A 21,832-nucleotide genomic window follows, 5' to 3' on the forward strand; every position below is an offset into this window, starting at 1 on the left:
CGGGGTTTGAACGTGGCAGCTGACAAGGTCGATCCGATCCACCAGTTCCATATCAACAAGCTGATTCCGATCGACATCGGCGGCTACGATCTGTCATTCACCAATTCGGCATTGTTCATGGTCGCGACAGTTGTCGTCGCGGCAGCGTTTCTGTTTCTCACGACGTCGAGCCGCAGCCTGGTTCCGGGCCGCCTTCAGTCGGTCTCCGAGATGGCATACGAGTTCGTTGGCAACATGTTGCGCGATGCCGCCGGCACGCAGGGCATGAAGTTCTTCCCTCTTGTGTTTTCGCTGTTCATGTTCGTGCTGGTCGCCAACCTGCTTGGCCTGTTCCCGTATTTCTTCACCGTCACCAGCCACATNTCGCTGTTCATGTTCGTGCTGGTCGCCAACCTGCTTGGCCTGTTCCCGTATTTCTTCACCGTCACCAGCCACATCATCGTCACTTTCGGTCTGGCCATCCTGGTGATTGCGACCGTGGTCGTCTACGGCTTCATGAAGCATGGTTTTGGCTTCCTCAAGCTGTTCGTGCCGCATGGCGTGCCGGTGTTCCTGCTGCCGCTGGTGGTGCTGATCGAGGTGATCTCCTTCGTGTCGCGCCCGGTCAGCCTCTCGGTTCGTCTGTTCGCCAACATGCTCGCCGGCCACATCACGCTGAAGGTGTTCTCCGGGTTCGTCGTCAGCCTGAGCGCGCTCGGCGCGGTTGGCGTCGCCGGTTCGATCCTGCCGCTGGCAATGGCGGTGGCGCTGACGGCACTGGAACTGCTGGTCGCCTTCCTGCAGGCCTACGTCTTTGCCGTGTTGACCTGCATGTATCTCAACGACGCCCTGCACCCCGGGCACTGAGAAAAATTTCCGGCCCAAGAGTTTCCAGCATTGGCGCCGGATGAAATCGCAACGGAATTTTTAGATCCAAAGGAGTTGAACAAATGGACGCAGAAGCAGCAAAGTACATCGGCGCCGGCATCGCTTGCCTGGGCATGGGTGGCGCGGGCATTGGCCTCGGCAACATCTTCGGCAGCTACCTGGCGGGCGCGCTGCGCAACCCGTCGGCTGCTGATGGCCAGTTCGGCCGTCTGATCTTCGGCTTCGCGGTGACCGAAGCTCTGGGCATCTTCTCGCTTCTGATCGCGCTTCTGGCCCTGTTCGGCTGAGCCCCTCTTTGGCTAAGCCATGAGAAGATTGGACGGGTCGGCCGCGCAAGCGGCGGGCCCGAATTTCGGGGATAGTCCATGTTCGTGACATCTGCCTTCGCGCAAGAGTCCGCGCCTGCCGATACCAGCCACGCTGCGACGGAAGGCGAGACGCAATCCGGCACCAGCGTGCCTGCAGAAGCGCACGGCACGTTTCCGCCATTCGATCCTGCGACGTTCCCGTCGCAGCTTCTGTGGCTGGCGATTACTTTCGGGCTGTTTTATCTCTTCCTGAAGCGGGTGGTGATGCCGCGCGTCGGGGGCATCATCGATGTCCGCAACGACCGCATCAGCCAGGATCTCGACCAGGCAGCCAAGTTGAAGGGCGAGGCCGACGCCGCTGTTGCTGCCTACGAGCAGGAATTGGCGGAAGCCAAGACCAAGGCCAACGCGATCGGCCAGCAGGCCAACGATGCGGCCAAGGCCGAGGCCGAGACCGCACGCAAGAAGGTCGAGGCCGCGCTCGATGCGAAGCTTGGCGAGGCCGAGGCCCGCATTTCTTCCATCAAGGCCAATGCGATGAAGGAAGTCGGCAGCATCGCCGAGGATACCGCTTCGGCGATCGTCGAGGCCCTGGTCGGCGGCAAGGCCAGCAAGGCCGAGATCGCGGCCGCGGTCAAATCCGTGGCCCGGTGAGGAGCGCATCATGGACTACACCTCTCTCGCAACGCTCTGGGCCACGGTAGCTCTGGTTATCTTCCTCGGCGTTGCAATCTACATCAAGGTACCTGGCCTGATCGCCAAGGCGCTCGACGCGCGCGCCGACAGGATCAGCAACGAGCTGGACGAAGCGCGCCGGCTGCGCGAGGAGGCCCAGCAATTGCTTGGCCAATACCAGCGCAAGCGCAAGGAAGCCGAGCAGGAGGCCGCCGCCATCGTCGCCGCCGCCAAGCGCGAAGCCGACATGCTTGCCGCGGACGCGCACAAGAAGACCGAGGACTATGTCGTCAGGCGCACCGCGCTTGCCGAACAGAAGATCGGCCAGGCCGAGCGTGACGCCATCAGTGAAGTCCGCGCCAGCGCCGTCGATATCGCCGTCGAGGCCGCACGCACGCTGCTCGCCGGCAAGATCGACGCCAAGGCGGGTGCCGAGCTGTTCAAGGCCTCGCTCGTGGACGTGAAGTCGAAACTGAACTAGACGATCCGTCTAGCCAATCATTGAAGCCGCCCGGGAAACCTGGCGGCTTTTTTGCTGTGGAAAACCAGATTGGCGGGGCGGCCGAGCGCGTAATCTCCCTCCTTGAGGGGGAGATGGCCGGCAGGCCAGAGGGGGTCGCCGCGCATGAAGCGCTGGCCTGATCTTTGCTGAAAAATGGCGTCGTGCCCAGTCGAGCCGACCCCCTCTGTCGCCTTCGGCGACATCTCCCCCTCGAGGGGGGAGATCGGCTGACATCGCCGTGGCTCACTCCAATCCGACCAGGCTCTCGTCTTCCACCACTTCCACCCCGCCCAATCTGAACGGCGCGAATGACACGCGGTGCAGCCGCGGCACGGGACCATGAGCCTCGATCGCGGTGCGATGGCGGACCGTGGCGTAGCCCATGTGGGACTCGAAGCCATAGCGGTCGTGATGGTTGCCGCAGCCGCACATCATGCGGTCGCGCATCACCTTGGCGACGATCGAGGCGGCGGCGATCGATTGCGAACGCTGGTCGCCCTTGATCAGCGCGCGCCCCGCGCAGGGCAGGCCCGGGGGCACGTCGCGCCCGTCGGCGAGGGCGAGCTTCGGTTGAACCGACAGCCCGACCAGGGCACGGCGCATCGCCTCCAGGCTTGCCTTTAGGATGTTGCTGCCGTCGATGCCCTCGGCGCTGATCGAGGCCATTGAGACCGCCTGCGCGGAGCCGAGAATGAGCAGGAACAGGGCCTCGCGCTGCAAATGGGTGAGGCGCTTGGAATCGTCCAGCCCGTCAGGAATGTTGGCGGGATCGAGCACCACCGCCGCGGCCACCACCGGTCCGGCCAAGGGACCGCGGCCGGCCTCATCCATGCCCGCAACCGGCCACAGACCGTCAGCCATCGCCTTCGTCTCGAAGGAGAAGTCGGGCTTCTCGATGATCTCAAAGAGAGGCGGAGAATCAGAACGCGCGCGAGCCATGTTGCGGCGAGGTTCGCATCGGCTCCGATTCTCCGCAAGTCCCTCCGGGTCGGGTGGGGCGCCGGACCGGGAGGGCACCGTCTGCAGGCCGGGGCGGGCCGGACGGGATTCCTGTGCTGCGGCAGATCAAGCCGCCGCAGTGAATTGCATTCTCAAAGCAGCGTCAGCTGCAATTGGTCTTTGGCAGCAGCAACGAACTGGTCGGTCCGCAACGTGCGCCGTTCGGCATTGAGGCCGAGCCGCTTGGCTGCGATCTCGAAGCGCCGGCCGATCTGCCAGGCATAGGGACCGGCGCCCTTCATGCGCTTGCCCCATTCCGAATCGTAGTCCTTGCCGTCACGCATCGATCGGATCAGCGACATCACGTGGCGGTAGCGATCGGGGTAGTGGCGCAGCAGCCAATCCTTGAAGATCGGGCTGACCTCCAGCGGCAGGCGCAGCACGACATAACCCGCCTCGCGCGCACCGGCGGCGCGTGCCGAATCGAGGATGCGTTCCATCTCCGGATCGGTCAATCCGGGAATGATCGGCGCCACCATGACCGACGCTGGAATGCCGGCATCCGAAAGCTGCCGGATCGCCTCCAGCCGCCTGGTGGGCGTCGACGCGCGCGGCTCCATGGTGCGCGCCAGCATGCGATCGAGCGTCGTCACCGACAGCGCCACCTTGGCCAGCCCCCGCTCAGCCATGCGCGACAGGATATCGATGTCGCGCGTCACCAAAGCGGATTTGGTGACGATGCCGACCGGATGACCGCGCGCCTCCAGCACTTCGAGGATCTCGCGCATGATCCGGTATTGCTTCTCGATTGGCTGGTAGGGGTCGGTGTTGGTGCCGATAGCGATGGTTCGTGGCTGGTAACCGTCCTTCGACAGCTCCTTGTCGAGCAAGCGCGCCGCATCTGGCTTGGCGAACAACTTGGATTCGAAATCCAGACCCGGCGACAGACCCATGAACGAGTGCGTCGGCCGGGCAAAACAATAGACACAGCCGTGCTCGCAACCGCGATAAGGGTTGATCGAACGATCGAAGGAGATATCGGGCGATTCGTTGCGGGTGATGATGGTGCGCGGCTTCTCGACCTGCACTTCGGTCTTGAAGGGCGGCAGTTCTTCCAGCGAATTCCAGCCATCGTCGAAAACATGCCGGCTGACCGGCTCGAACCGACCGGACGGATTGATGCCTGCCGACCTGCCGCGGTTGCGGTCCGGCCGGACACGCACGCCACTCTGCTCGATCATCGCATTGGCCATCTCGGCCCGTCCAGCTCCGAAAGCTGCAATGTCGGCGCGCACGATCTGTTCCATCTTCGCCCGCTCCCAAGGACTGTCCGTGTTGTGTCGAATCGCTCTGTTCATGAAATTATTCCTATTCTGTTGATGAGAACAAAGCAAGAACTTTTTATGGCTCGCTGGATAACTGGCGCTATGCCGCGCTTTCCGCTATCGGCTAACGATGCTTAGTGTTCTCATCGAAACCTGCAATGACGAGGAAGGGCTTACCCGCACGCTCGCCTCGCTGATTGGCGGCGCGGTTGAGGGCGTGGTGCGTGACGTCATCGTCTGTGACACGGGCTCTACCGACCAGACGCATCGTGTGGCCGAGCATGCCGGCTGTCACTACGTGACGGGCGGCATCGCCACGGGGATCCGGCAAGCCAAGGGGGACTGGTTGCTGCTCCTGGAGCCGGGCGCACGATTGATGGAGGGCTGGATCGACGCGGTCGTCGACCATACGGCCAGGCAAACCATGGCGGCACGGTTTTCGCGGGCGCGCGGCAGCCGCAAGCCGTTCCTGGCTCGCGTCTTTTCCGCAAACCGTGCCTTGGCCGACGGATTGCTGATCAGCAAGCGTCAGGCCTCGGCCAGGAGTGCCGTCAGCGCCGAGGCCATCGCCCGCGGCCTCGCGACAAAGCGGCTCGACGCCGAGATTTGGATGGCGCCGGCGAAGCGGGAACGCCGCTCTCCGCGCTGAGTTTTTTGCACCTGCTCTGGTCATTGTGCATTGCACAAAATCTGACACGCGGTTAGCTTCCGGACAAAGCGGGTGAGTTGGGTTTGGGTCATGCCGAGTGGTGAACACCGATGCAGCATTGGTGGTGCCCTTATATCGAGGACCCGATGAACCTTCCAACGCCCGACAAATCCGGCACGGCCAGCCTAGAGGCCATTGCGCGCAACGGCAGTCTGCTGCGGCGTATCGCCGTGCGCATTCCAACCTATCTGACGGACCTGCGGGAAAACCCTGCCTGGCTGCCGATGTTTGTGCTGGCGCGCACTATGCCCGGGCGCCGCATGCATTGGCTGGGCGCAAAACGCGCCCGTCCGGTCGCGGATACGGGGGATACGATGTTCGCCGGTGTCGAACGTGAGGCAGTAGTCGAAGCGCTGCGGACCGACGGGCTGTTTTCGGGCCTCGTCCTGCCGTCTGATATCCATGAGGAGATCGCCGATTTCGCCCAGCGCACGCCTTGCTTCGGCAATTTCGACCGCCGTCTCGAATTCATGCCGGATGAACATGCGGAAGCTGAGAAGCGCTTTGGCCGCTCGCTGCTCAGCGGGCACTTTTTCGAGCGAATCCTTGATTGCGAGGCGGCGCTCGCCATCCAGCGCGACCCGCTGCTTCTAGACATTGCCGCGCACTATCTCGGCGGTCAGGCAAAACTGATCACGACGCGGGTCTGGTGGAGTTTTCCGACGGGTGCCGCTTCGGACGCCGACAAGAACCTCGCCTCGCTCGGCAAGTATCATTTCGACCTCGACGATTGGCGCATGCTGAAATTCTTTTTCTACCTCAAGCCGGTCGATGCCGAGACCGGTCCACACGTCTATGTGCGAGGCAGCCACAAGCGACGCAGCCTCAAGCATCAACTCACCCTCCTCGTCGGCCATTCCGCGCGAGAGGTCCTGGATGTCTATGGCGAGCAGAGCCCGGTGACATTGACTGGAGAAGCAGGACTAGGTTTCGTCGAGGACCCCTTCGGCTTCCACATGGGCACCGTGCCGTCGCGCAGGCCGAGGTTGATGATGGAAGTCGGCTTCGGCGTATCGCCGCCGTCGCGCCGCCGCTTTCATGGCGAGCCGGTCATCCGCTGAGAGCTGACGACCCGAAGTTCATCTCGACAGGCATCCGGTGAGCACGGCGCCGGGCTTTGCGCAGCGCCCGTGGAGCCGCCGCTTGGCCTCGGCTTTTAGGGAGCCGATTTGCCGCGCCGCAGATGCTCGTCCAGACGCGGCATGATCTCTACGAAGTTGCACGGCATGTGCCGGTAGTCGAGCTGCGCCTTCAGGATGCCGTCCCAGGCGTCCCTGCAGGCGCCGGGTGAGCCCGGCAGCACGAAGACGAAAGTGGCGTTGACGACGCCGCCGGTCGCCCGGCTCTGGACCGTCGAGGTGCCGATCTTGTCGTAGGAGATGCGGTGGAACACTTCCGAAAAGCCGTCCATGCGCTTTTCGAAGATTGGCTCCAGCGCTTCCGGCGTCACGTCGCGCCCGGTGAAGCCGGTGCCGCCGGTGGTGATGACGACATCGATATCCTTGTCCCGCGACCACGCCAGAACCGTGTCGCGGATTTTCTCGCGGTCGTCGGTGACGATATCGCGGGCAGCCAGTATGTGGCCGGCCTCGGCGATGCGGTCGGCCAGCGTCTGGCCGGATTTGTCGTCGGCAAGGCTGCGCGTGTCGGAAACGGTCAGCACCGCGATGCGTATGGGGATGAAGGAACGGCTCTCGTCAATTCTGGCCATCAGCTCCCTCCGAGGCGATGCTACGCGTCGCGGCGACGAACCAGTCGGGCTGGCGACCACGGATCTCGGCGGCGGCGCGCTTGGCGACATTGCCGGTTTCGAACAAGCCGAAGCACGTGGCGCCCGACCCGGACATGCGTGAAAAACCCGATCCAGCCTTGTTAAGCCAGGAAAGCGCCCTGCCGATAGCGGGTTGCATCGCTACGGCTGCCGGCTCGAGATCGTTGCGGGTGATCTCCAGCCAGTTGCGCAGGCTGTGGAAGTCGATGCTGCGCGGCAGCGGCGGTAGCGCTTCATTGTCGCGACGGGCAAGCGCTGCGAAGATGTCGGCCGTCAAGACCGACCTGCCCGGATTGACCAGCACCAGCCCCAGCGTCGAAAAATCCGGCACCATCGAAAGCTCGTCACCAATGCCGCGCGCTACCAACGGCTTAGCCGCCAGGCACATTGGCACGTCGGCGCCAAGCGAGAGGCCGATCCGCGCCAGCTCGATGCCGTCGATGTCCAGGGCCCATATCTCAACCAGCCCGCGCAGCACGGCTGCCGCGTCGCTCGAACCGCCGCCGACGCCGGAGGCAACCGGCAGGTTCTTTTCGAGCTTTATCGAGACAGGCGGGGTTTTGTCTTGCCCGACCGCCTGTCGCAGGGCATCGCGCGCCCTAAGCACCAGATTGCTGGCGTCGACAGGGATGGCCAGCGCGTAGCGGCCTGACACGACAAAATCATCATTTTCAGCCGCCGCGATTTCGACCCTATCGCCAAAACGGGTGAACACCGCCAGGCTCTCGATCAGATGATAGCCGTCAGGGCGCCTGCCGGTGACATGCAGCGCAAGATTGATCTTGGCGTGCGCATGCCAGGTGCGTGAACCGGTGTCGATGTCCACCGCGTCAGTCACATGTGAAATGATGCTCAGTCCTTGGCCAGCCGGTATTCGCCGGTCTTCGGATCCTTGACCAGCGTCCCCATCGCGCCATTGGCCGCCTGCTTTTCGGTGCGCCGCACCTTGGCGGTCACGCGCTCGGCCTCGCGGACGAAAGTGCGGTAGCCGAAATAGGCGGCGACGCCAACGACGGTGAAGAAAATGATCTGCGGCATGCCAAAACTCCTCCCACGCTGGGCCGGCGAAGGCGGCCGGTAGGTCGGTTGATACATGTCGCCCAAAGGTGGATCGGGTTTTGGGAAAACGACATGCATAAGATTTCAAGCTTCTTATGCTAGACGGTTTCGCCGGGTTTTCAAAGCCCGAAGCGCGCCCATAATGCGCGCTCTTCCGCCGCATCGATCACCCCGCTGGCGGCCGCGGCGGCGATGTCGGGCACCGAAAAGCCCATTCTCGAGCCGAATAGGCCGAAGCGGCCGAGGAGACCGCGCGGTGCCGTGATCAGCCGGAGCTGCGTCTTCTCCCCGAAGCGGGTCTTCAGCACCGTCCGCATGTCGCCGAGCGCATCGACCAGGCCGAGCTCAAGGCCCTTGATGCCCGTCCAGAACAGGCCGGTGAACAGGTCCGGATCGTCCTTCAGCTTGGTGCCGCGCCGCTCCTTGACGAGGTCGATGAACGTGCCGTGCACCTCGAGTTGCAACGCCTTCAGCCGTTCGACGTCTTCCTTCTTCTCCGGCTTGAACGGATCGAGCACTGCCTTGTTCTGGCCGGCAGTGTGGACACGGCGCTCGATGCCGATCTTCTTCATCAATTCCGGGAAGCCGAACGAGGCCGACACCACGCCGATCGAACCGACGATGGAGGACGGATCGGCGAAGATCTCGTCGCCGGCGACCGCGATCATGTAGCCGCCCGATGCCGCAACGTCCTCGACGAAGACCAGCACCTTTTTGTCCTTTTCGGTTGCCAGATCACGGATGCGCTTGAAGATCAGCCGCGACTGCACCGGCGAGCCGCCGGGCGAATTTATCGAGATGGCGACCGCCGGCGCGTCGTAGGAAAACGCTTTCTCGATGAGGCCGGCGGTGGAGGCCAGGGACAGGGTCGGCCGCAACTGGCCGCCACCGGCCATGATGGTACCGTGCAGCCGGATGACCGGAATGGTGACGACGGTGGAGCGCCAGGATTTCGGCAGCAGGCGGTTGATAAGTCGTTTCACGAGGGCACGGTCTCCGGTCGATGGGTTGCTGGCATGTAGGGATTCCCCGGCCAACAGCAATGTGGGCCCCAAGATAGCTCAATCTCCGAACAAAGAGGCAAGCCCGTTGGTGATCATTTCACTGCGCTCATCAGGACCGTTGCCCGACTGCGCGTGCAGCATCAGCGGCGGCCGGATGGCAAGTCTTCCCCGTGCGCCGAGCGCCGCCCGCACAATGATGCGGATCGCCGCCGCGTCTGGGCGCGGGTGGACGGCAAGCATCTCGGCATCGCCGAAGCGGCCGGCGATTGCATCGAGAATCGAGCCGAGCTGTTCGGGTCGGGCGATGACGGCAAGCCGGCCACGCGGCCTGACCACCGCCGCGGCGCTCCGGATCCAGCTCTCGAACGCTCCATCCTCCATGACATGCGCTTCCTTTCGCAGGCGATCGGACGTGGCGCGGTCCCGCGCGGCATTGAAAGGCGGGTTCATGATGACGAAGTCGAAGTCGTTGTCGGCGAGGCCGGCGGACGCCCGCGCCCGGCCCGATACGGTGACATCAGCGACGACCACGGAGGCGCGATCGCTGAGATGGGCATTGCCGGGATGGGCAAGGGTGGCCGCAGCGAAGGCCGCCATTTCCGGCGCGCGTTCGACAAGCACGGCCTCGGCTGCCAGGCAGCGCGACAGCACCGCCAGGCCCGCAGCCCCGGCTCCGGCGCCGAAATCGGCCAGACGCCCGCCAAAGGAAGATGGCACGGACGCGGCCAGCATCATCGCATCCATACCGGCGCGATGGCCGCCTTGCTTGGGCTGCACGAGCCAGAACCGGCCGCGATGGAAAGCATCGACCGTATGGGCCGGTGTGTCTGGGATAAGGGTGGCCGGCGCGGCGGGCATTACTTTCCACGGATCTCGTTGGCGATGCCGGCATCCGTCAGGATGCGCCGTGCCGCGTCGGCCTTGTCGGCGTCGACCATGACGCGCCGCGGCAGGATGCCGAGCGAGCCGTCGAGCACGCTCATGTTCTGGTCGGCGACGAAGCAGCCGATGCCGGCATCGCGCATCAGCGATTCGACAAAGGAGATGATGACGGCGTCGTTGGTGCGAATGAGCTCTATCATCGGGCGAAACTCTCAGTTTGCAGCGCTGATGTAAACGGCTAGGTGGATTGCCCCGGCAAAGCAGAACTTCCTTCGCCGCCAGTTGACAGCCTGTCATCGCCGCCGCGCCAATTCGCCTCTTGCCGTGGATGTGCCTGCCGCCCTAGAGTCCAAGCAGGGATTAAGGGTGCCGTCGCACGCGTTATACCAAGACGGGAGTGATTGTCGTGGGTGTCGTTCTCAACATCGAAAACGGGAAGCGGGAGCCCGCCTCCATCAAGGAGATGATCGATCTGACTGCGGCCGATATGGGGCGCGTCAACGAATTGATCCTGTCCAAGGCCGGCTCCGACGTCGAGATGATCCCCGAAATTGCCAACCATCTGATCTCGTCCGGCGGCAAACGATTGCGGCCGATGCTGACGCTCGCCGCCGCGCAGATGTTCGGCTATGCCGGCGAGGGCCACGTCAAGCTCGCCACGGCGGTTGAATTCATGCACACGGCGACGCTTCTCCATGACGATGTCGTCGACGAGAGCGGCATGCGCCGCGGCAAGAAGACCGCCCGCATGATCTGGGGCAACCAGGCGAGCGTGCTGGTTGGTGACTTCCTCCTCGGCCAGGCCTTCCGCATGATGGTCGATGTCGGGTCGCTGGAGGCGCTCGACATCCTGTCGAGCGCGGCTTCGATCATCGCCGAGGGCGAGGTGATGCAGCTTGCCGCCGCCAAGAACCTGGAGACCACTGAGGACGAACATTTCGCCGTGATCAAGGCCAAGACCGCGGCACTGTTTTCTGCGGCTGCGGAAGTCGGTCCGGTCATTGCCTTGGCGACGCGTAACGACCGTGCGGCGCTGCGCTCCTACGGCATGAACCTCGGCCTTGCCTTCCAACTGATCGACGACGCGCTGGACTATGGCGGCACCAGCAAGGATCTGGGCAAGAATGTCGGCGACGATTTCCGCGAGGGCAAGGTGACCCTGCCAGTCATCCTCGCCTACCGGCGCGGCACCAAGGCTGAGCGCACCTTCTGGAAGCGTTCCATCGAGGACAATGCCACCGATGACGCCGGCCTGGAAAAAGCGATCGGCCTGATGACACGGCACGGCGCCATCGCCGACACGATCGGGCGCGCCCGCCATTTCGGCGAGATCGCCCGCGATGCGCTGGCGCCGCTGGAAGCGACGCCGCAGAAATCGGCGCTGATCGACGTCATCGATTTCTGCATAAGCCGGGTGAACTGAAGGCTGGACTTTAGCGACGCTTCCTCTGGCTTACGCTGGAAGTTTGCGAATTCGGTCCCGCCGTCTCGACAAGCTGCCTCGCCGCAAATTATCTATAAAAGATGGCAAAGGGCACAGACGACACCATCGCGGTCCGCATCAGCAAGGTACTGGCGGACCGCATCATCTCCGGCGCGATCGAGCCGGGGGCCAGGCTTCGGCAGGATCATATCGCCGAGGAATTCCAGACAAGCCATGTTCCCGTACGCGAAGCGTTTCGCCGTCTCGAGGCGCAAGGGCTGGCCGTCGGTGAGCCGCGCCGCGGCGTACGTGTCGCGGCTTTCGACCTGAGCGAGGTCAAGGAGGTCGCCGAAATGCGCGCCGCGCTCGAAGTGCTGGCGCTGCGCCACGCCGCGCCGCATCTGACATCGGCCATTCTCGACCTTGCCGAGGAAGCGACCAGGGCCGGCGACAAATCCCGCGATGTCAGGTCCTGGGAAGAAGCCAACCGCGCCTTCCACCGGTTGATCCTGTCGCCGTGCGGCATGCCGCGTCTGCTCGCCACCATCGACGACCTGCACGCGGCAAGTGCCCGCTTCCTGTTCGCGGCCTGGCGCTCGGAGTGGGAGACACGCACCGACCAGGATCATCGCGCGATACTCACCGCCTTGCGGCAGGGTAACACCGAATCGGCAGCCGCGACACTGGGGCGGCATGTCCAGTGGATCGGCCGCAAGCCGGTCAGGACGGCCTCTGGCACGACACGCGAGGCCTTTGCCATCGTGGGCTAGGATGACGCCTTGCACAGGCAGGGCTTGCTATCTTGGGGGATTTGTGGATTCGATAATAGATCGAAAACAGAAATTATCTATAATTTGCAATCGATCAAAGGAATCCCATGACAGACGTTGCATTCTCGTCCGGCAAGCCCTCGTTCAGTCCGCTCCGGCTTCAGGGCCGCCCTCTTGCCTGGCAGGTTGGAGCCGTCGTGCTCGGCACGCTGTTCCTGGCGCTGTCGTCCTACATCGAAGTACCGATGTTGCCGGTTCCGGTGACCATGCAGACCTTCGCCGTGACGTTGATCGGCGCGCTCTATGGCTGGCGGCTTGGCGCCGTTACCATCGCCGCTTGGCTGGTCGAAGGCGCGGTCGGCTTTCCGGTGCTGGCCGGAGGCGCCGCCGGCGTCCAGCATTTCGTCGGACCAACGGGTGGCTATCTCTTCGCTTTCCCAATCGTCGGCGCCTTGGTCGGCTGGCTGGCCGAACGCGGCTGGAACGGCAACCGGGTGATGCTTGCCTTCGCCGCCATGCTGCTCGGCAACCTTGCCTGCCTGGTTCTCGGCACCATGTGGCTCGCCATCATGATCGGCGCCGAACAGGCCATCACCTTCGGCTTCCTGCCATTCATCGTCGGCGGTCTGCTGAAGTCGGCGCTCGGTGCCGCGACACTCATGGCTCTCCCCGGCAGAGCGAAGCCGGCCAATCCGTGACGATCAGGCTGCGCGCCCATCACCTCCTTTGCCTGCTCACCTATGTGGGCAAGGGATACAGTCCCGCCTTCACCGCCAACTATGACGGGATCGCGGAGCGCCTGAGCCGGGGCGAGGACATCCTCCTCGTTTCCGGCGCGGACGATGTCTGCGGCCCGTTGCTCGACGAGCCGGAGCCGCATTGTCTCAACGAGAGCGTCTTCGAGCGCGATCGGCTAGCGGCACAGGATTTGGAGGAATTGCTGGCGCGCCCAATCCGCGTCGGCGCCAGCCTCGATCTCGATCCGTCGATGCTGGCCCGGATGCGGCAGGCGTTTTCCGCTGGCCGCGTGCGCAAGGCCTGCGGCGGCTGCGAATGGAGCGGGCTGTGCAGCACGATTGCGGCTGGCGGATATGGTGACACGCTGGTGCGGCGGTCTGCCTCGCCAGGCGAACACTGACATTGGCGTCGAGCCCCGCGGTCGAATCTGTGATATGCTCCGATCCGCGCGACACCATGGCCGAAATTCAAGATCGGAAAACTGTGGCCCGTCGCCATGATTTGTTAATCGGGTGCCCGGATTGTAAATTCGAGGCGGATTGAAGCGCGACCCCAAAAAGGCCATGCTTTATCATGAAGATGAAGTCTATGCCGATCCCGCTGATGCGGAGATGGGCCTGGCTGAAAGGAATACGATGCGGCAAGGACGTGCGCGCTGGCTGACAAGGCTGGCAATTGTGACCGGCATGGCGATCTCGGCTCTTCCGGCCTATGCCAAGCAAACCACCGAACCGGTCAAGATCACGTCGTTCTCGGGCGCTTATCTGGCGGCCCGGATCGCCGAAGGCGACAACGACCTCGACAGCGCCATCGGCTATTACAAGCAGGCATTGGCCTTCGACCCGAGCGACACCGGCCTGCAGCAAAGCTTGATGCTGTCGCTGATCGCGCAAGGCCGCTTCGACGAGTCCCTGGTCTATGCTGACAAGCTCAAGGAAGTTCCCGATGTCGAGCGCTTCTCGCGCCTGGCGCTGGCCGTCGATTCCTTCCACAAGAAGGATTTCACCAAGGTACAATACTGGCTCAAGCTGTCGGTGGAATCCGATCTCGACCGGCTGCTCTCCGGGGTCATGTCCGGCTGGGCGCAGCAAGGCGCCGGTGAGGCCGCCGATGCGATGGCCTCCATCGACAAGTTGCAGGGGCCGGATTGGTTCGGTCTGTTCAAGTCGTTCCATCGCGCATTGATTGCCGATGCTTCCGGCATGCCCGAAAAGGCTGATGCGATCTACGCCGCGACCATGCAGGATACGGCCGCCGGTGGTGCGGCTCCCGAAACCTGGATGCGCAATGCGCAGGCCTATGCCTCGTTTCTGGCTCGCAAGGGTGACAAGACCAAGGCAATGTCGGTGCTCGATCAGGCCGAGGCGTTTTCGCCCGGCAAGCTGGAAATCGTCGCCATGCGCGACAAGATCGCCAGGGGCGACAAGATCGCGCCTTTCGCTGCCGGTCCGTCGGACGGCGCCTCCGAGATTCTGCTTGATCTCGCCACCGCGCTCAACCGTGGCGGCGGAGAGCCGTTCGTCCGTCTCTATCTGCAGTATGCTCTGGCGTTGAAGCCCGACAGCGATGCAGCACTGGTGCAACTCGCTGCAGTGTCCGAGCAGTTGAAGGACGGCGAGGGCGCCATCGCGCTCTATCGGCGGATCCCCGCTACTTCGCCGCTGAAGGAGCTTTCGGAGCTGCAGCTCGGCCTCAACCTTGCCGATCTCGACCGTCATGAGGAGGCGATCACCCATCTGAAGGCCTTCGTCGACGCCCACCCCGACGACATGCGCGCCTATCTGGCGCTCGGGGGTGTCTATTCCTCGAAGGAGGATTTCCGCTCGGCCGCCAATCTCTACGACAAGGCTGTCGAGGCGCTGAAGACGCCGACCGCGGCCAACTGGAACATCTTCTACCAGCGTGGCATCGCCTATGAGCGGCTGAAGGAATGGCCCAAGGCCGAGCCGAACTTCCGCAAGGCGTTGGAATTGGTCCCCGACCAGCCGCAGGTGCTGAACTATCTCGGCTATTCCTGGGTCGACATGAACATGAACCTCAAGGAAGGCCTGGCGATGATCCAGAAGGCCGTCGACCTCAGGCCAAGCGACGGTTACATCGTCGATTCGCTCGGGTGGGCCTATTTCCGCCTTGGCCGATTCGACGATGCCGTGCGCGAAATGGAACGCGCCGTGTCGCTGAAGCCGGAAGATCCGGTTCTCAACGACCACCTTGGCGATGCTTACTGGCGCGTCGGCCGCAAACTGGAAGCCACCTTCCAGTGGAACCAGGCCCGCGACCTGAAGCCCGATCCCGATGTGCTGGCCAACTTGCAACAGAAGCTGATGAAGGGCCTGCCGCCGATCGAATCCAACACGGCGCAGGAAACCCCGAAGGTCAAGCCAGAGCCGGTGCCCGCCCCGAAGGGGTGAAATCGGTTTTTTTGAATGCAACGGGGCTCTTCGGAGCCCCGTTTCGTTTGTGGATGGCTGTCACGCCCCGATAGGCGCCGATAGGTTCGGAATTGCCTCAGAATAGCTTTCGGTAGACGACGAAGCCGGAACGTTCGCCGATCTTGTCATAGAGCTTCATCGCGGTCTGGTTGGTCTCGTGCGTCAACCAGTAGACCCGGCCTGAGCCGGCGGCTTGGGTTCGCTCGTAGACGCCCTCGATCAGCGCACGGCCAATGCCTTTGCCACGGGAGGCCTGTGTGGTGAAGAGGTCCTGCAGGTAGCAATTCGGCGCGATCGCCGTGGTGCTGCGATGGAAGAGATAGTGCACGAGGCCGAGAAGCTGTCCCTCGCTCTCGGCGACCAGCGCATGAACCGGCTCATAGGCATCGAAGAAACGGGACCACGTCATCGCCGTGATCTCGCCCGGCAGGGCTGTTTCAGCCGAGCGGCCATAAAATGCGTTATAGCCGTCCCACAGCGGCAGCCACTGGTCGAAGTCCTGACGCGTGACGGGACGGATGACGATCGGGCTGGGCATGGTTGACCTGTTGTCATTGAGGTGGACGCATCGAACAGACCTCAGGTGCCCAAGGCTGGCAATGGACCAGCCGCTAGCAAAGCTTTCAACTGTACGCTCGCACCGGCGGGCGCCTTGCTTGACGCTTCGCCGCCGGGTCTCTAGGACGTGCCGGCAAGCTAGCCTGTGCTGCCGAGGCCCCCGTGACGATTGAAATCCCTGCCCATATGCATCCCAGTCGCTCGTTCCAGGGGCTGATCCTGACCTTGCACAATTACTGGGCGGCCTATGGCTGCGTCATCTTGCAGCCTTACGACATGGAAGTCGGCGCCGGCACCTTTCACCCGGCAACGACGCTGCGCGCGCTCGGACCGAAGCGCTGGAACGCCGCCTACGTCCAGCCCTCGCGCCGGCCCAAGGACGGGCGTTACGGCGAGAACCCAAACCGGCTGCAGCATTATTACCAGTATCAGGTGATCTTGAAGCCGAACCCGCCCAACCTACAGGAGCTCTATCTCGGCTCGCTGGCGGCGATCGGCGTCGACCCGCTGCTGCACGACATCCGCTTTGTCGAGGACGATTGGGAAAGCCCGACGCTGGGCGCCTGGGGCCTCGGCTGGGAATGCTGGTGCGATGGCATGGAGGTGTCGCAGTTCACCTACTTCCAGCAGGTCTGCGGCATCGAATGCGCGCCAGTGGCCGGCGAACTCACCTACGGGCTGGAGCGGCTGGCCATGTATGTTCAGGGCGTCGACAATGTCTACGACCTCAACTTCAACGGCCGCGAAGGCGCCGACAAGGTCACCTATGGCGATGTCTTCCTGCAGGCCGAGCAGGAATATTCGCGCCACAATTTCGAATACGCCAACACGGCGATGCTGTTGCGCCACTTCGAGGATGCCGAGGCCGAGTGCAAGGCGCTGCTCGATTCCGGTGCGCCGGCATCGAACGACAATGCGCTGATGCATCGCATGGTTTTCCCGGCCTACGACCAGTGCATCAAGGCCAGCCATGTCTTCAATCTGCTCGATGCACGCGGCGTGATTTCCGTCACCGAACGGCAGAGCTATATCCTGCGGGTGCGCAATCTGGCGAAGGCCTGCGGGGAGGCATTTTTGAAAACGCAGGCAGGCGGCTTGGCGGCCTGAGCTTCAGGCCAGATTCATCATCGCGAGCGAAGCGTGCATCGGCATCGCGTTCTGAGTGCCGGTACCGTCGATCGTGCGCAATGCCTGCCGCACGCCCGGCATCGAGAAGGCGCCGTGGACCTGTCCGGTGAAGCAGGCGCCGAGCGCGAGGATCTGCAGAAGTCTGGATGCCGTTTTCATGGTCGTTGAGCCAATGGTTTCCTGCCTGAGCGTGTGTCGCTTCAGCGCTGCGTTCGGTTCATGGAAATCTTTGATCCGAGGACGAGCGGGATTGTCTCGTCCCGACAGGGGCGCCAAAATTTGTGGAAAGGGTGACAGCGGCCAGCCGAGTTGCTATGCCCCGCCCGGACCTCTCTCCCGCATGAGCTGACCCTGATGCCTGACCTGCTTCTAGAACTTCGCTCCGAGGAAATCCCCGCCCGCATGCAGCGCAAGGCGGCGGGTGACCTCAAGAAGATGCTGACCGACGGTCTGGTCGAGGCGGGGCTGACCTATGAGGCGGCACGCGAGTACTGGACGCCGCGGCGCCTTACGCTCGATATCAGGGGGCTGACTGCACGCTCGAAAGATATAAGCGAGGAGATCAAGGGGCCTTCGACTTCAGCGCCCGAACAGGCGGTGCAAGGCTTTCTGCGCAAGGCAGGTCTGGCATCCGTCGCCGAGGCGCATGTCCATTCCGACCCAAAGAAGGGCGACTTCTACATCGCCCATATTTCGAAGCCGGGCAGGGCGGCGGAAGACATTATCGCCGAGCTGGTGCCTGATATCATCCGCAGTTTTCCATGGCCGAAATCGATGCGTTGGGGCCCAGCCTCGGCCAAGCCCGGCTCGCTGCGTTGGGTGCGGCCGTTGCAATCGATCCTGTGCACCTTCGGCCCGGAGACCGAGGAGCCGGTGGTGGTCGATTTCGAGATCGACGGCATCCGCTCCGGCAACATCACCTATGGCCACCGCTTCCATGCGCCCGATGCCATCACGGTGCGCCGCTTCGACGACTATGTTTCCAAGCTGGAAGCGGCGAAGGTCGTGCTCGATGCCGACCGGCGCAAGGAGATCATCCTTGCCGATGCCCGCAATCTCGCTTTCGCCAACGGGCTCGACCTGGTCGAGGACGACGGGCTGCTGGAAGAAGTGTCCGGGCTGGTCGAATGGCCGGTCGTGCTGATGGGCGAGTTCGAGCAGGCTTTCCTGGCCATTCCGGCCGAGGTGATCCGGCTGACCATCCGCGCCAACCAGAAGTGCTTTGTGACATCGCGCCCGATCTCCCCCCTTGAGGGGGAGATGTCGGCGAAGCCGACAGAGGGGGTCGCCTCGCGTGAAGCGCTGGTGCCATCTGTGCCGAGCCCGGTCGAACCGACCCCCTCTGGCCTGCCGGCCATCTCCCCCTCAAGGGGGGAGATCAGCCAGCTTTCCAATCGCTTCATCCTCACCGCCAACATCGAGGCCAAGGATGGCGGCAAGGAGATCGCCCACGGCAACGGCAAGGTGGTGCGCGCGCGCCTGTCCGACGCGCTCTATTTCTGGACGACCGACCAGGGTGATTTGCCGGATCTCGGTGAGCTCGAGGCATCTGCGGAAAAGTTCGAGCTCGATCTGAAAAAACCGCTCGACCAGCGCATGGCGCGCCTCGACCATCTCGGGGTGACTTTCCACGCCAAGCTCGGCACACAGGGCGAGCGGGTGGAGCGGATCAAGCATCTGGCCGAAGAACTGGCGCCCATCGTGGCGCAGTCGATCTCCCCCCTTGAGGGGGAGATGGCCGGCAGGCCAGAGGGGGTCGCCTCGCGTGAAGCGCCGGCATCCTCTGACCGCGATAGGGCGTCGCGCCCCGTCGTGCCGCCCCCCTCTGTCGCCTTCGGCGACATCTCCCCCTCGAGGGGGGAGATTAGTGCGCTTGCCGCCCGCGCCGCTGTCTTGGCTAAGGCCGATCTCACCACTGAAGTCGTCGGCGAGTTTCCGGAACTGCAGGGCGCCATGGGTCGCAAATACGCTTTGCTGCAGGGCGAACACCCATCCGTGGCCGCGGCCATCGAGGAACATTACAAGCCGCAGGGCCCTTCCGACCGCGTACCGAGCGATCCGGTTTCGATCACCGTGGCGCTCGCCGACAAGCTCGACACGCTGGCTGGCTTCTGGGCCATCGACGAGAAGCCCACAGGGTCGAAGGACCCCTATGCGTTGCGTAGAGCGGCGCTGGGTGTGGTGAGGATCATACTGGAAAACAGGATCAGGATTTCGCTGGATGTCGCCATCGCAGCGACGGTGGCCTCGGCCCTCACCGCATATGAACGATCGGGAGAGGGGGTTGAGTGCCGTGGTCTGGTGGCGATGCTCGATTCCCGCATACGCGACTACAAGGGAGCAAGCCAGTTGTTGTCGGAAGCTGGCTTGATCTCCAACTTGTTGAAGGGTGGATTGGCCAAAGCAAATTCGGAAACCATCGGCGCCGCCGATCAGGAACGAGAGTTCTTCGACGGCCAGCGAATGATGGAATTGGAAGCATCACTTTCGCCATTCATCGCCGATCTCCTCGCCTTCTTCCACGACCGCCTCAAAGTCCACCTCCGCGACCAGGGTGCACGCCACGACCTGATCGATGCGGTGCTGGCGACAAGTTCGCGCCCGATCTCCCCCCTTGAGGGGGAGATGTCGGCGAAGCCGACAGAGAGGGGCGCTGTCCCGCCGTCCTCTCAGCGCCAAGCGCCCCCCTTTGCCCTGCCGGGCATCTCCCCCTCAAGGGGGGAGATCGGCCAATCGTCCAATGCCGACCTGCTGCAGATCGTCCGCAGGGTCGAAGCGCTGGGCTCCTTCCTCGACTCGGAGGACGGCAGGAACCTGCTCGCCGGAACCAAGCGCGCGGCCAACATTCTGGCTGCCGAGGAGAAGAAGAAAACGGTGATTGCCGAAACCGTTGAGCCGGCATTGTTGCGCGAGGTTGCCGAGAAATCGCTGTTTGCGGCGGTGAATCAGGCCGAGAAGCAAGCCGGAGAAGCTGTTCAAAACGATGACTTTTCCGCCGCTCTGCTGGCGCTTAGCGTGTTGCGTGAACCGGTTGATTCATTCTTTGAGCACGTTCTCGTGAATGATGAAGACCAGGCCGTGCGTGCCAACCGCCTGGCGCTGCTCGCCCGCATTCGCGCGGCCACTGGTCAGGTCGCGGATTTCTCGAAGATTGCCGGTTAAGGGAAGAAATATTCTTTGCCCCCGGCCGTTCGAGCCGGCTTACAGTCATATGGCGATGATCTCTCCGTGGCAAAAGGGACATGTTCCCCAACCCCACGGAGGCTTCCATGAATTCCGATCACGACATCGAAGTGACAGAAGAAACCCGGGCTCCTGCCGAATCGCTCGAATCCATTTCCGAACACATCCTCGATCATGCCGCGGCCGCCGCGGTCGAAGCCGCTGACCTCTCGGATGACGACGAAGACGAAGACGTTGAAGATGAGGAAGAAGGCGACGACGGCGTGAAGGCCGAAGGCGACGAAGAGTCCGAAGAGGACGACGACAACGAAGAAGCGGCCTGATTTTCGGCCGCCGTTTCTGTGGATGGATGGCGGGGCGGCGCTGAAGCGCCGCCCCGTCTGTCAGTCGTTCCGCATCCTTCAGTTTTCCAGGACGCTGACGCGCACGCTGTTTTCGTAGACGTCGACCTGGATCAGCGGTTCGCCATTGACGATTGCGCGCTTGGTCGATGAACTCATCGCCCCGCCACGCTCNACGTGTGCTCTTCCGATCTGACGTCGACCTGGATCAGCGGTTCGCCATTGACGATTGCGCGCTTGGTCGATGAACTCATCGCCCCGCCACGCTCCAGCATGCGTTGCAGATCGGCGCGCTGGTCGTTGGTCCTGAACCAGCCATCACCCTCGTCGTCGCTGTCGCGGCGGTGGAACTTGTGCCAGTTGGCGCGGTCCTGCCGTACCATTTGCGCGGCATTGTCCAGCGCATAGCCGTCACTCGCCTGATGGTCCCGATCGGAAATGCGAGCGACATAGGATCCCAGCATCTCATCGGCATGAGCCGTGCCGCCAAGCAATGAAGCCAGCAGAAGCCCTGCCGCGGTAACGGCTTTGAATTTTCTCATGATCTAACCCCCTTGCCCCTAACGATGAAATCCCGTCTCCCGGGGCCGCTCGACGCGATAGCGTCCAGCGGCTGACATAAAACTGAAACGGCCTGGCAATGGTGCGCCGGGCGCCAGACGGCAGTCAAGCCACGCATCAATGCCAGGCGATCGTGAGCCGAAGCTATTTGGAATAGCCATTGGGAGGCATCCGCTGACCGGGCGCCGGCGCCGGGGCGTTCGGCGGGGCGGATTGGTTCTCGGCATTGCCCGACGGGGCTGCGGAGGCGGTGGCCGTTGCCGGCACAGTGCCTGCCGCTGGCTCGGTGCCTGTGGCTGGCGCAGCAGCTGCGGCGGGTTCGGCGGTTGGCGTCGGAGCCGAGAAGGCAGGACCGGCAATGCCGCCGCGAATGACCATCGGGCTTGGCTGGAAGCCATGCCTGGCCTCCGGCTTGTCCGGGATCGCCGCCACCTTTTCATCGGTGACGCCGGGCTGGGCATCACCGACCGCCACCACCGACTTTGCATCACTGGCCATAGGTGCGCCCAGCTTGATGATCGACGGTGTCGAGGATGACGCGCCCGGGAAAACGAGAGACGAGGCCTGGGCCCCGCCGGTTGCCACCGCAAGAAATATACCCAGCAGGATACGCACAGACACGATGACCTCTCCCCTTTGCCCAGAGGCTGCACAATA

26 protein-coding genes are annotated in these 21,832 nt (G+C 63.2%); 14 read left to right on the plus strand and 12 right to left on the minus strand.

Features of this window, described 5'->3' with window-relative positions:
• The first annotated feature begins 12 nt into the window (after window positions 1–12).
• The 4 genes from X744_RS157805 (at window position 13) to X744_RS157790 (ending at window position 2,331) form a co-directional block, all read left to right on the plus strand.
• Window positions 13–846, plus strand: a complete 834-nt coding sequence (locus X744_RS157805) for a F0F1 ATP synthase subunit A (RefSeq protein WP_023759063.1) — start codon at window positions 13–15, stop codon at window positions 844–846.
• Window positions 847–929: 83 nt separating this feature from the next.
• Complete coding sequence (locus X744_RS157800) at window positions 930–1,154, plus strand: F0F1 ATP synthase subunit C (protein WP_006206606.1); 225 nt, start codon at window positions 930–932, stop codon at window positions 1,152–1,154.
• Window positions 1,155–1,232: 78 nt separating this feature from the next.
• Window positions 1,233–1,829 carry a F0F1 ATP synthase subunit B gene (locus X744_RS157795; protein ID WP_023759064.1) on the plus strand — a complete coding sequence of 199 codons (597 nt, stop codon included), beginning with the start codon at window positions 1,233–1,235 and terminating at the stop codon, window positions 1,827–1,829.
• A gap of 10 nt (window positions 1,830–1,839) precedes the next feature.
• Window positions 1,840–2,331, plus strand: coding sequence for a F0F1 ATP synthase subunit B (locus X744_RS157790; protein ID WP_023759065.1), 492 nt, complete (start codon window positions 1,840–1,842; stop codon window positions 2,329–2,331).
• A 264-nt stretch (window positions 2,332–2,595) separates the two neighbouring features.
• Here X744_RS157790 and X744_RS157780 read toward each other — a convergent pair whose 3' ends face one another.
• Complete coding sequence (locus X744_RS157780; protein WP_023759067.1) at window positions 2,596–3,291, minus strand: ribonuclease HII; 696 nt, start codon at window positions 3,289–3,291, stop codon at window positions 2,596–2,598.
• Between the two features lie 152 nt (window positions 3,292–3,443).
• Window positions 3,444–4,598 carry a PA0069 family radical SAM protein gene (locus X744_RS157775; protein WP_023759068.1) on the minus strand — a complete coding sequence of 385 codons (1,155 nt, stop codon included), beginning with the start codon at window positions 4,596–4,598 and terminating at the stop codon, window positions 3,444–3,446.
• Window positions 4,599–4,746: 148 nt separating this feature from the next.
• Between X744_RS157775 and X744_RS157770 the strand changes: the two genes are divergently transcribed.
• Window positions 4,747–5,265 (plus strand): glycosyltransferase, encoded by a 519-nt coding sequence (locus X744_RS157770; protein WP_023759069.1) that lies wholly within the window; start codon window positions 4,747–4,749, stop codon window positions 5,263–5,265.
• 146 nt (window positions 5,266–5,411) lie between these two features.
• A complete protein-coding gene (locus X744_RS157765) occupies window positions 5,412–6,386 on the plus strand; it encodes a hypothetical protein (protein ID WP_023759070.1) in 975 nt (324 codons plus the stop codon).
• A 95-nt stretch (window positions 6,387–6,481) separates the two neighbouring features.
• On the opposite strand, the gene moaB is transcribed toward X744_RS157765, so the two are convergent.
• The 6 genes from moaB to X744_RS157735 all read right to left on the minus strand — a co-directional run bounded on the left by moaB (window position 6,482) and on the right by X744_RS157735 (window position 10,241).
• Entirely contained in the window at window positions 6,482–7,036 is a 555-nt protein-coding gene (moaB, locus tag X744_RS157760) for a molybdenum cofactor biosynthesis protein B (RefSeq protein ID WP_023759071.1), read from the minus strand.
• Window positions 7,023–7,922, minus strand: coding sequence for a 4-(cytidine 5'-diphospho)-2-C-methyl-D-erythritol kinase (locus X744_RS157755; RefSeq protein ID WP_023759072.1), 900 nt, complete (start codon window positions 7,920–7,922; stop codon window positions 7,023–7,025). The genes moaB and X744_RS157755 overlap by 14 nt, the downstream gene beginning before the upstream one ends.
• A 26-nt stretch (window positions 7,923–7,948) precedes the next feature.
• Complete coding sequence (locus tag X744_RS157750; RefSeq protein WP_013896713.1) at window positions 7,949–8,134, minus strand: membrane protein; 186 nt, start codon at window positions 8,132–8,134, stop codon at window positions 7,949–7,951.
• A 140-nt stretch (window positions 8,135–8,274) separates the two neighbouring features.
• Window positions 8,275–9,138, minus strand: a complete 864-nt coding sequence (locus tag X744_RS157745; RefSeq protein WP_023759073.1) for a S49 family peptidase — start codon at window positions 9,136–9,138, stop codon at window positions 8,275–8,277.
• 78 nt (window positions 9,139–9,216) lie between these two features.
• Window positions 9,217–10,017 carry a methyltransferase gene (locus tag X744_RS157740; protein ID WP_023759074.1) on the minus strand — a complete coding sequence of 267 codons (801 nt, stop codon included), beginning with the start codon at window positions 10,015–10,017 and terminating at the stop codon, window positions 9,217–9,219.
• Complete coding sequence (locus X744_RS157735) at window positions 10,017–10,241, minus strand: DUF2007 domain-containing protein (protein WP_023759075.1); 225 nt, start codon at window positions 10,239–10,241, stop codon at window positions 10,017–10,019. Before X744_RS157735 ends, X744_RS157740 begins: the two co-directional genes overlap by 1 nt.
• A 206-nt stretch (window positions 10,242–10,447) precedes the next feature.
• On the opposite strand from X744_RS157735, the gene X744_RS157730 reads away from it, so the two are divergent.
• The 5 genes from X744_RS157730 to X744_RS157710 all read left to right on the plus strand — a co-directional run bounded on the left by X744_RS157730 (window position 10,448) and on the right by X744_RS157710 (window position 15,383).
• Entirely contained in the window at window positions 10,448–11,464 is a 1,017-nt protein-coding gene (locus X744_RS157730) for a polyprenyl synthetase family protein (RefSeq protein WP_023759076.1), read from the plus strand.
• Between the two features lie 101 nt (window positions 11,465–11,565).
• Entirely contained in the window at window positions 11,566–12,234 is a 669-nt protein-coding gene (locus X744_RS157725; RefSeq protein WP_023759077.1) for a GntR family transcriptional regulator, read from the plus strand.
• A 107-nt stretch (window positions 12,235–12,341) separates the two neighbouring features.
• Window positions 12,342–12,932, plus strand: coding sequence for a biotin transporter BioY (locus tag X744_RS157720; protein WP_023759078.1), 591 nt, complete (start codon window positions 12,342–12,344; stop codon window positions 12,930–12,932).
• On the plus strand, window positions 12,929–13,372 hold the full coding sequence (locus X744_RS157715) for a DUF1284 domain-containing protein (protein ID WP_023759079.1): 444 nt from the start codon (window positions 12,929–12,931) through the stop codon (window positions 13,370–13,372). The genes X744_RS157720 and X744_RS157715 overlap by 4 nt, the downstream gene beginning before the upstream one ends.
• A 235-nt stretch (window positions 13,373–13,607) precedes the next feature.
• Window positions 13,608–15,383, plus strand: coding sequence for a tetratricopeptide repeat protein (locus tag X744_RS157710; RefSeq protein WP_023759080.1), 1,776 nt, complete (start codon window positions 13,608–13,610; stop codon window positions 15,381–15,383).
• A 97-nt stretch (window positions 15,384–15,480) separates the two neighbouring features.
• On the opposite strand, the gene X744_RS157705 is transcribed toward X744_RS157710, so the two are convergent.
• Window positions 15,481–15,942: a GNAT family N-acetyltransferase gene (locus tag X744_RS157705; protein WP_023759081.1), complete on the minus strand. Its 462-nt coding sequence runs from the start codon at window positions 15,940–15,942 to the stop codon at window positions 15,481–15,483.
• 206 nt (window positions 15,943–16,148) lie between these two features.
• Here X744_RS157705 and X744_RS157700 point away from each other — a divergent pair, with 206 nt between their 5' ends.
• Window positions 16,149–17,069 carry a glycine--tRNA ligase subunit alpha gene (locus X744_RS157700; RefSeq protein ID WP_031260155.1) on the plus strand — a complete coding sequence of 307 codons (921 nt, stop codon included), beginning with the start codon at window positions 16,149–16,151 and terminating at the stop codon, window positions 17,067–17,069.
• A 3-nt stretch (window positions 17,070–17,072) separates the two neighbouring features.
• Here the strand turns inward: X744_RS157700 and X744_RS1000000174460 are convergent, their stop codons facing one another.
• Entirely contained in the window at window positions 17,073–17,249 is a 177-nt protein-coding gene (locus tag X744_RS1000000174460) for a hypothetical protein (protein WP_023759083.1), read from the minus strand.
• Window positions 17,250–17,444: 195 nt separating this feature from the next.
• Here X744_RS1000000174460 and X744_RS1000000170975 point away from each other — a divergent pair, with 195 nt between their 5' ends.
• The gene (locus X744_RS1000000170975) at window positions 17,445–20,252 is read left to right on the plus strand and encodes a glycine--tRNA ligase subunit beta (protein WP_023759084.1); all 2,808 of its coding nucleotides are present in this window, start codon (window positions 17,445–17,447) and stop codon (window positions 20,250–20,252) included.
• A 107-nt stretch (window positions 20,253–20,359) separates the two neighbouring features.
• Window positions 20,360–20,596, plus strand: a complete 237-nt coding sequence (locus X744_RS157695; protein WP_023759085.1) for a hypothetical protein — start codon at window positions 20,360–20,362, stop codon at window positions 20,594–20,596.
• A gap of 173 nt (window positions 20,597–20,769) precedes the next feature.
• On the opposite strand, the gene X744_RS157690 is transcribed toward X744_RS157695, so the two are convergent.
• On the minus strand, window positions 20,770–21,156 hold the full coding sequence (locus X744_RS157690; RefSeq protein ID WP_023759087.1) for a hypothetical protein: 387 nt from the start codon (window positions 21,154–21,156) through the stop codon (window positions 20,770–20,772).
• A gap of 163 nt (window positions 21,157–21,319) precedes the next feature.
• Window positions 21,320–21,796: a hypothetical protein gene (locus X744_RS157685; RefSeq protein ID WP_023759088.1), complete on the minus strand. Its 477-nt coding sequence runs from the start codon at window positions 21,794–21,796 to the stop codon at window positions 21,320–21,322.
• Window positions 21,797–21,832 lie beyond the last annotated feature (36 nt).

Origin of the sequence: Mesorhizobium sp. LNHC252B00 (assembly GCF_000502955.1) — a bacterium.
Taxonomy (GTDB): domain Bacteria; phylum Pseudomonadota; class Alphaproteobacteria; order Rhizobiales; family Rhizobiaceae; genus Mesorhizobium.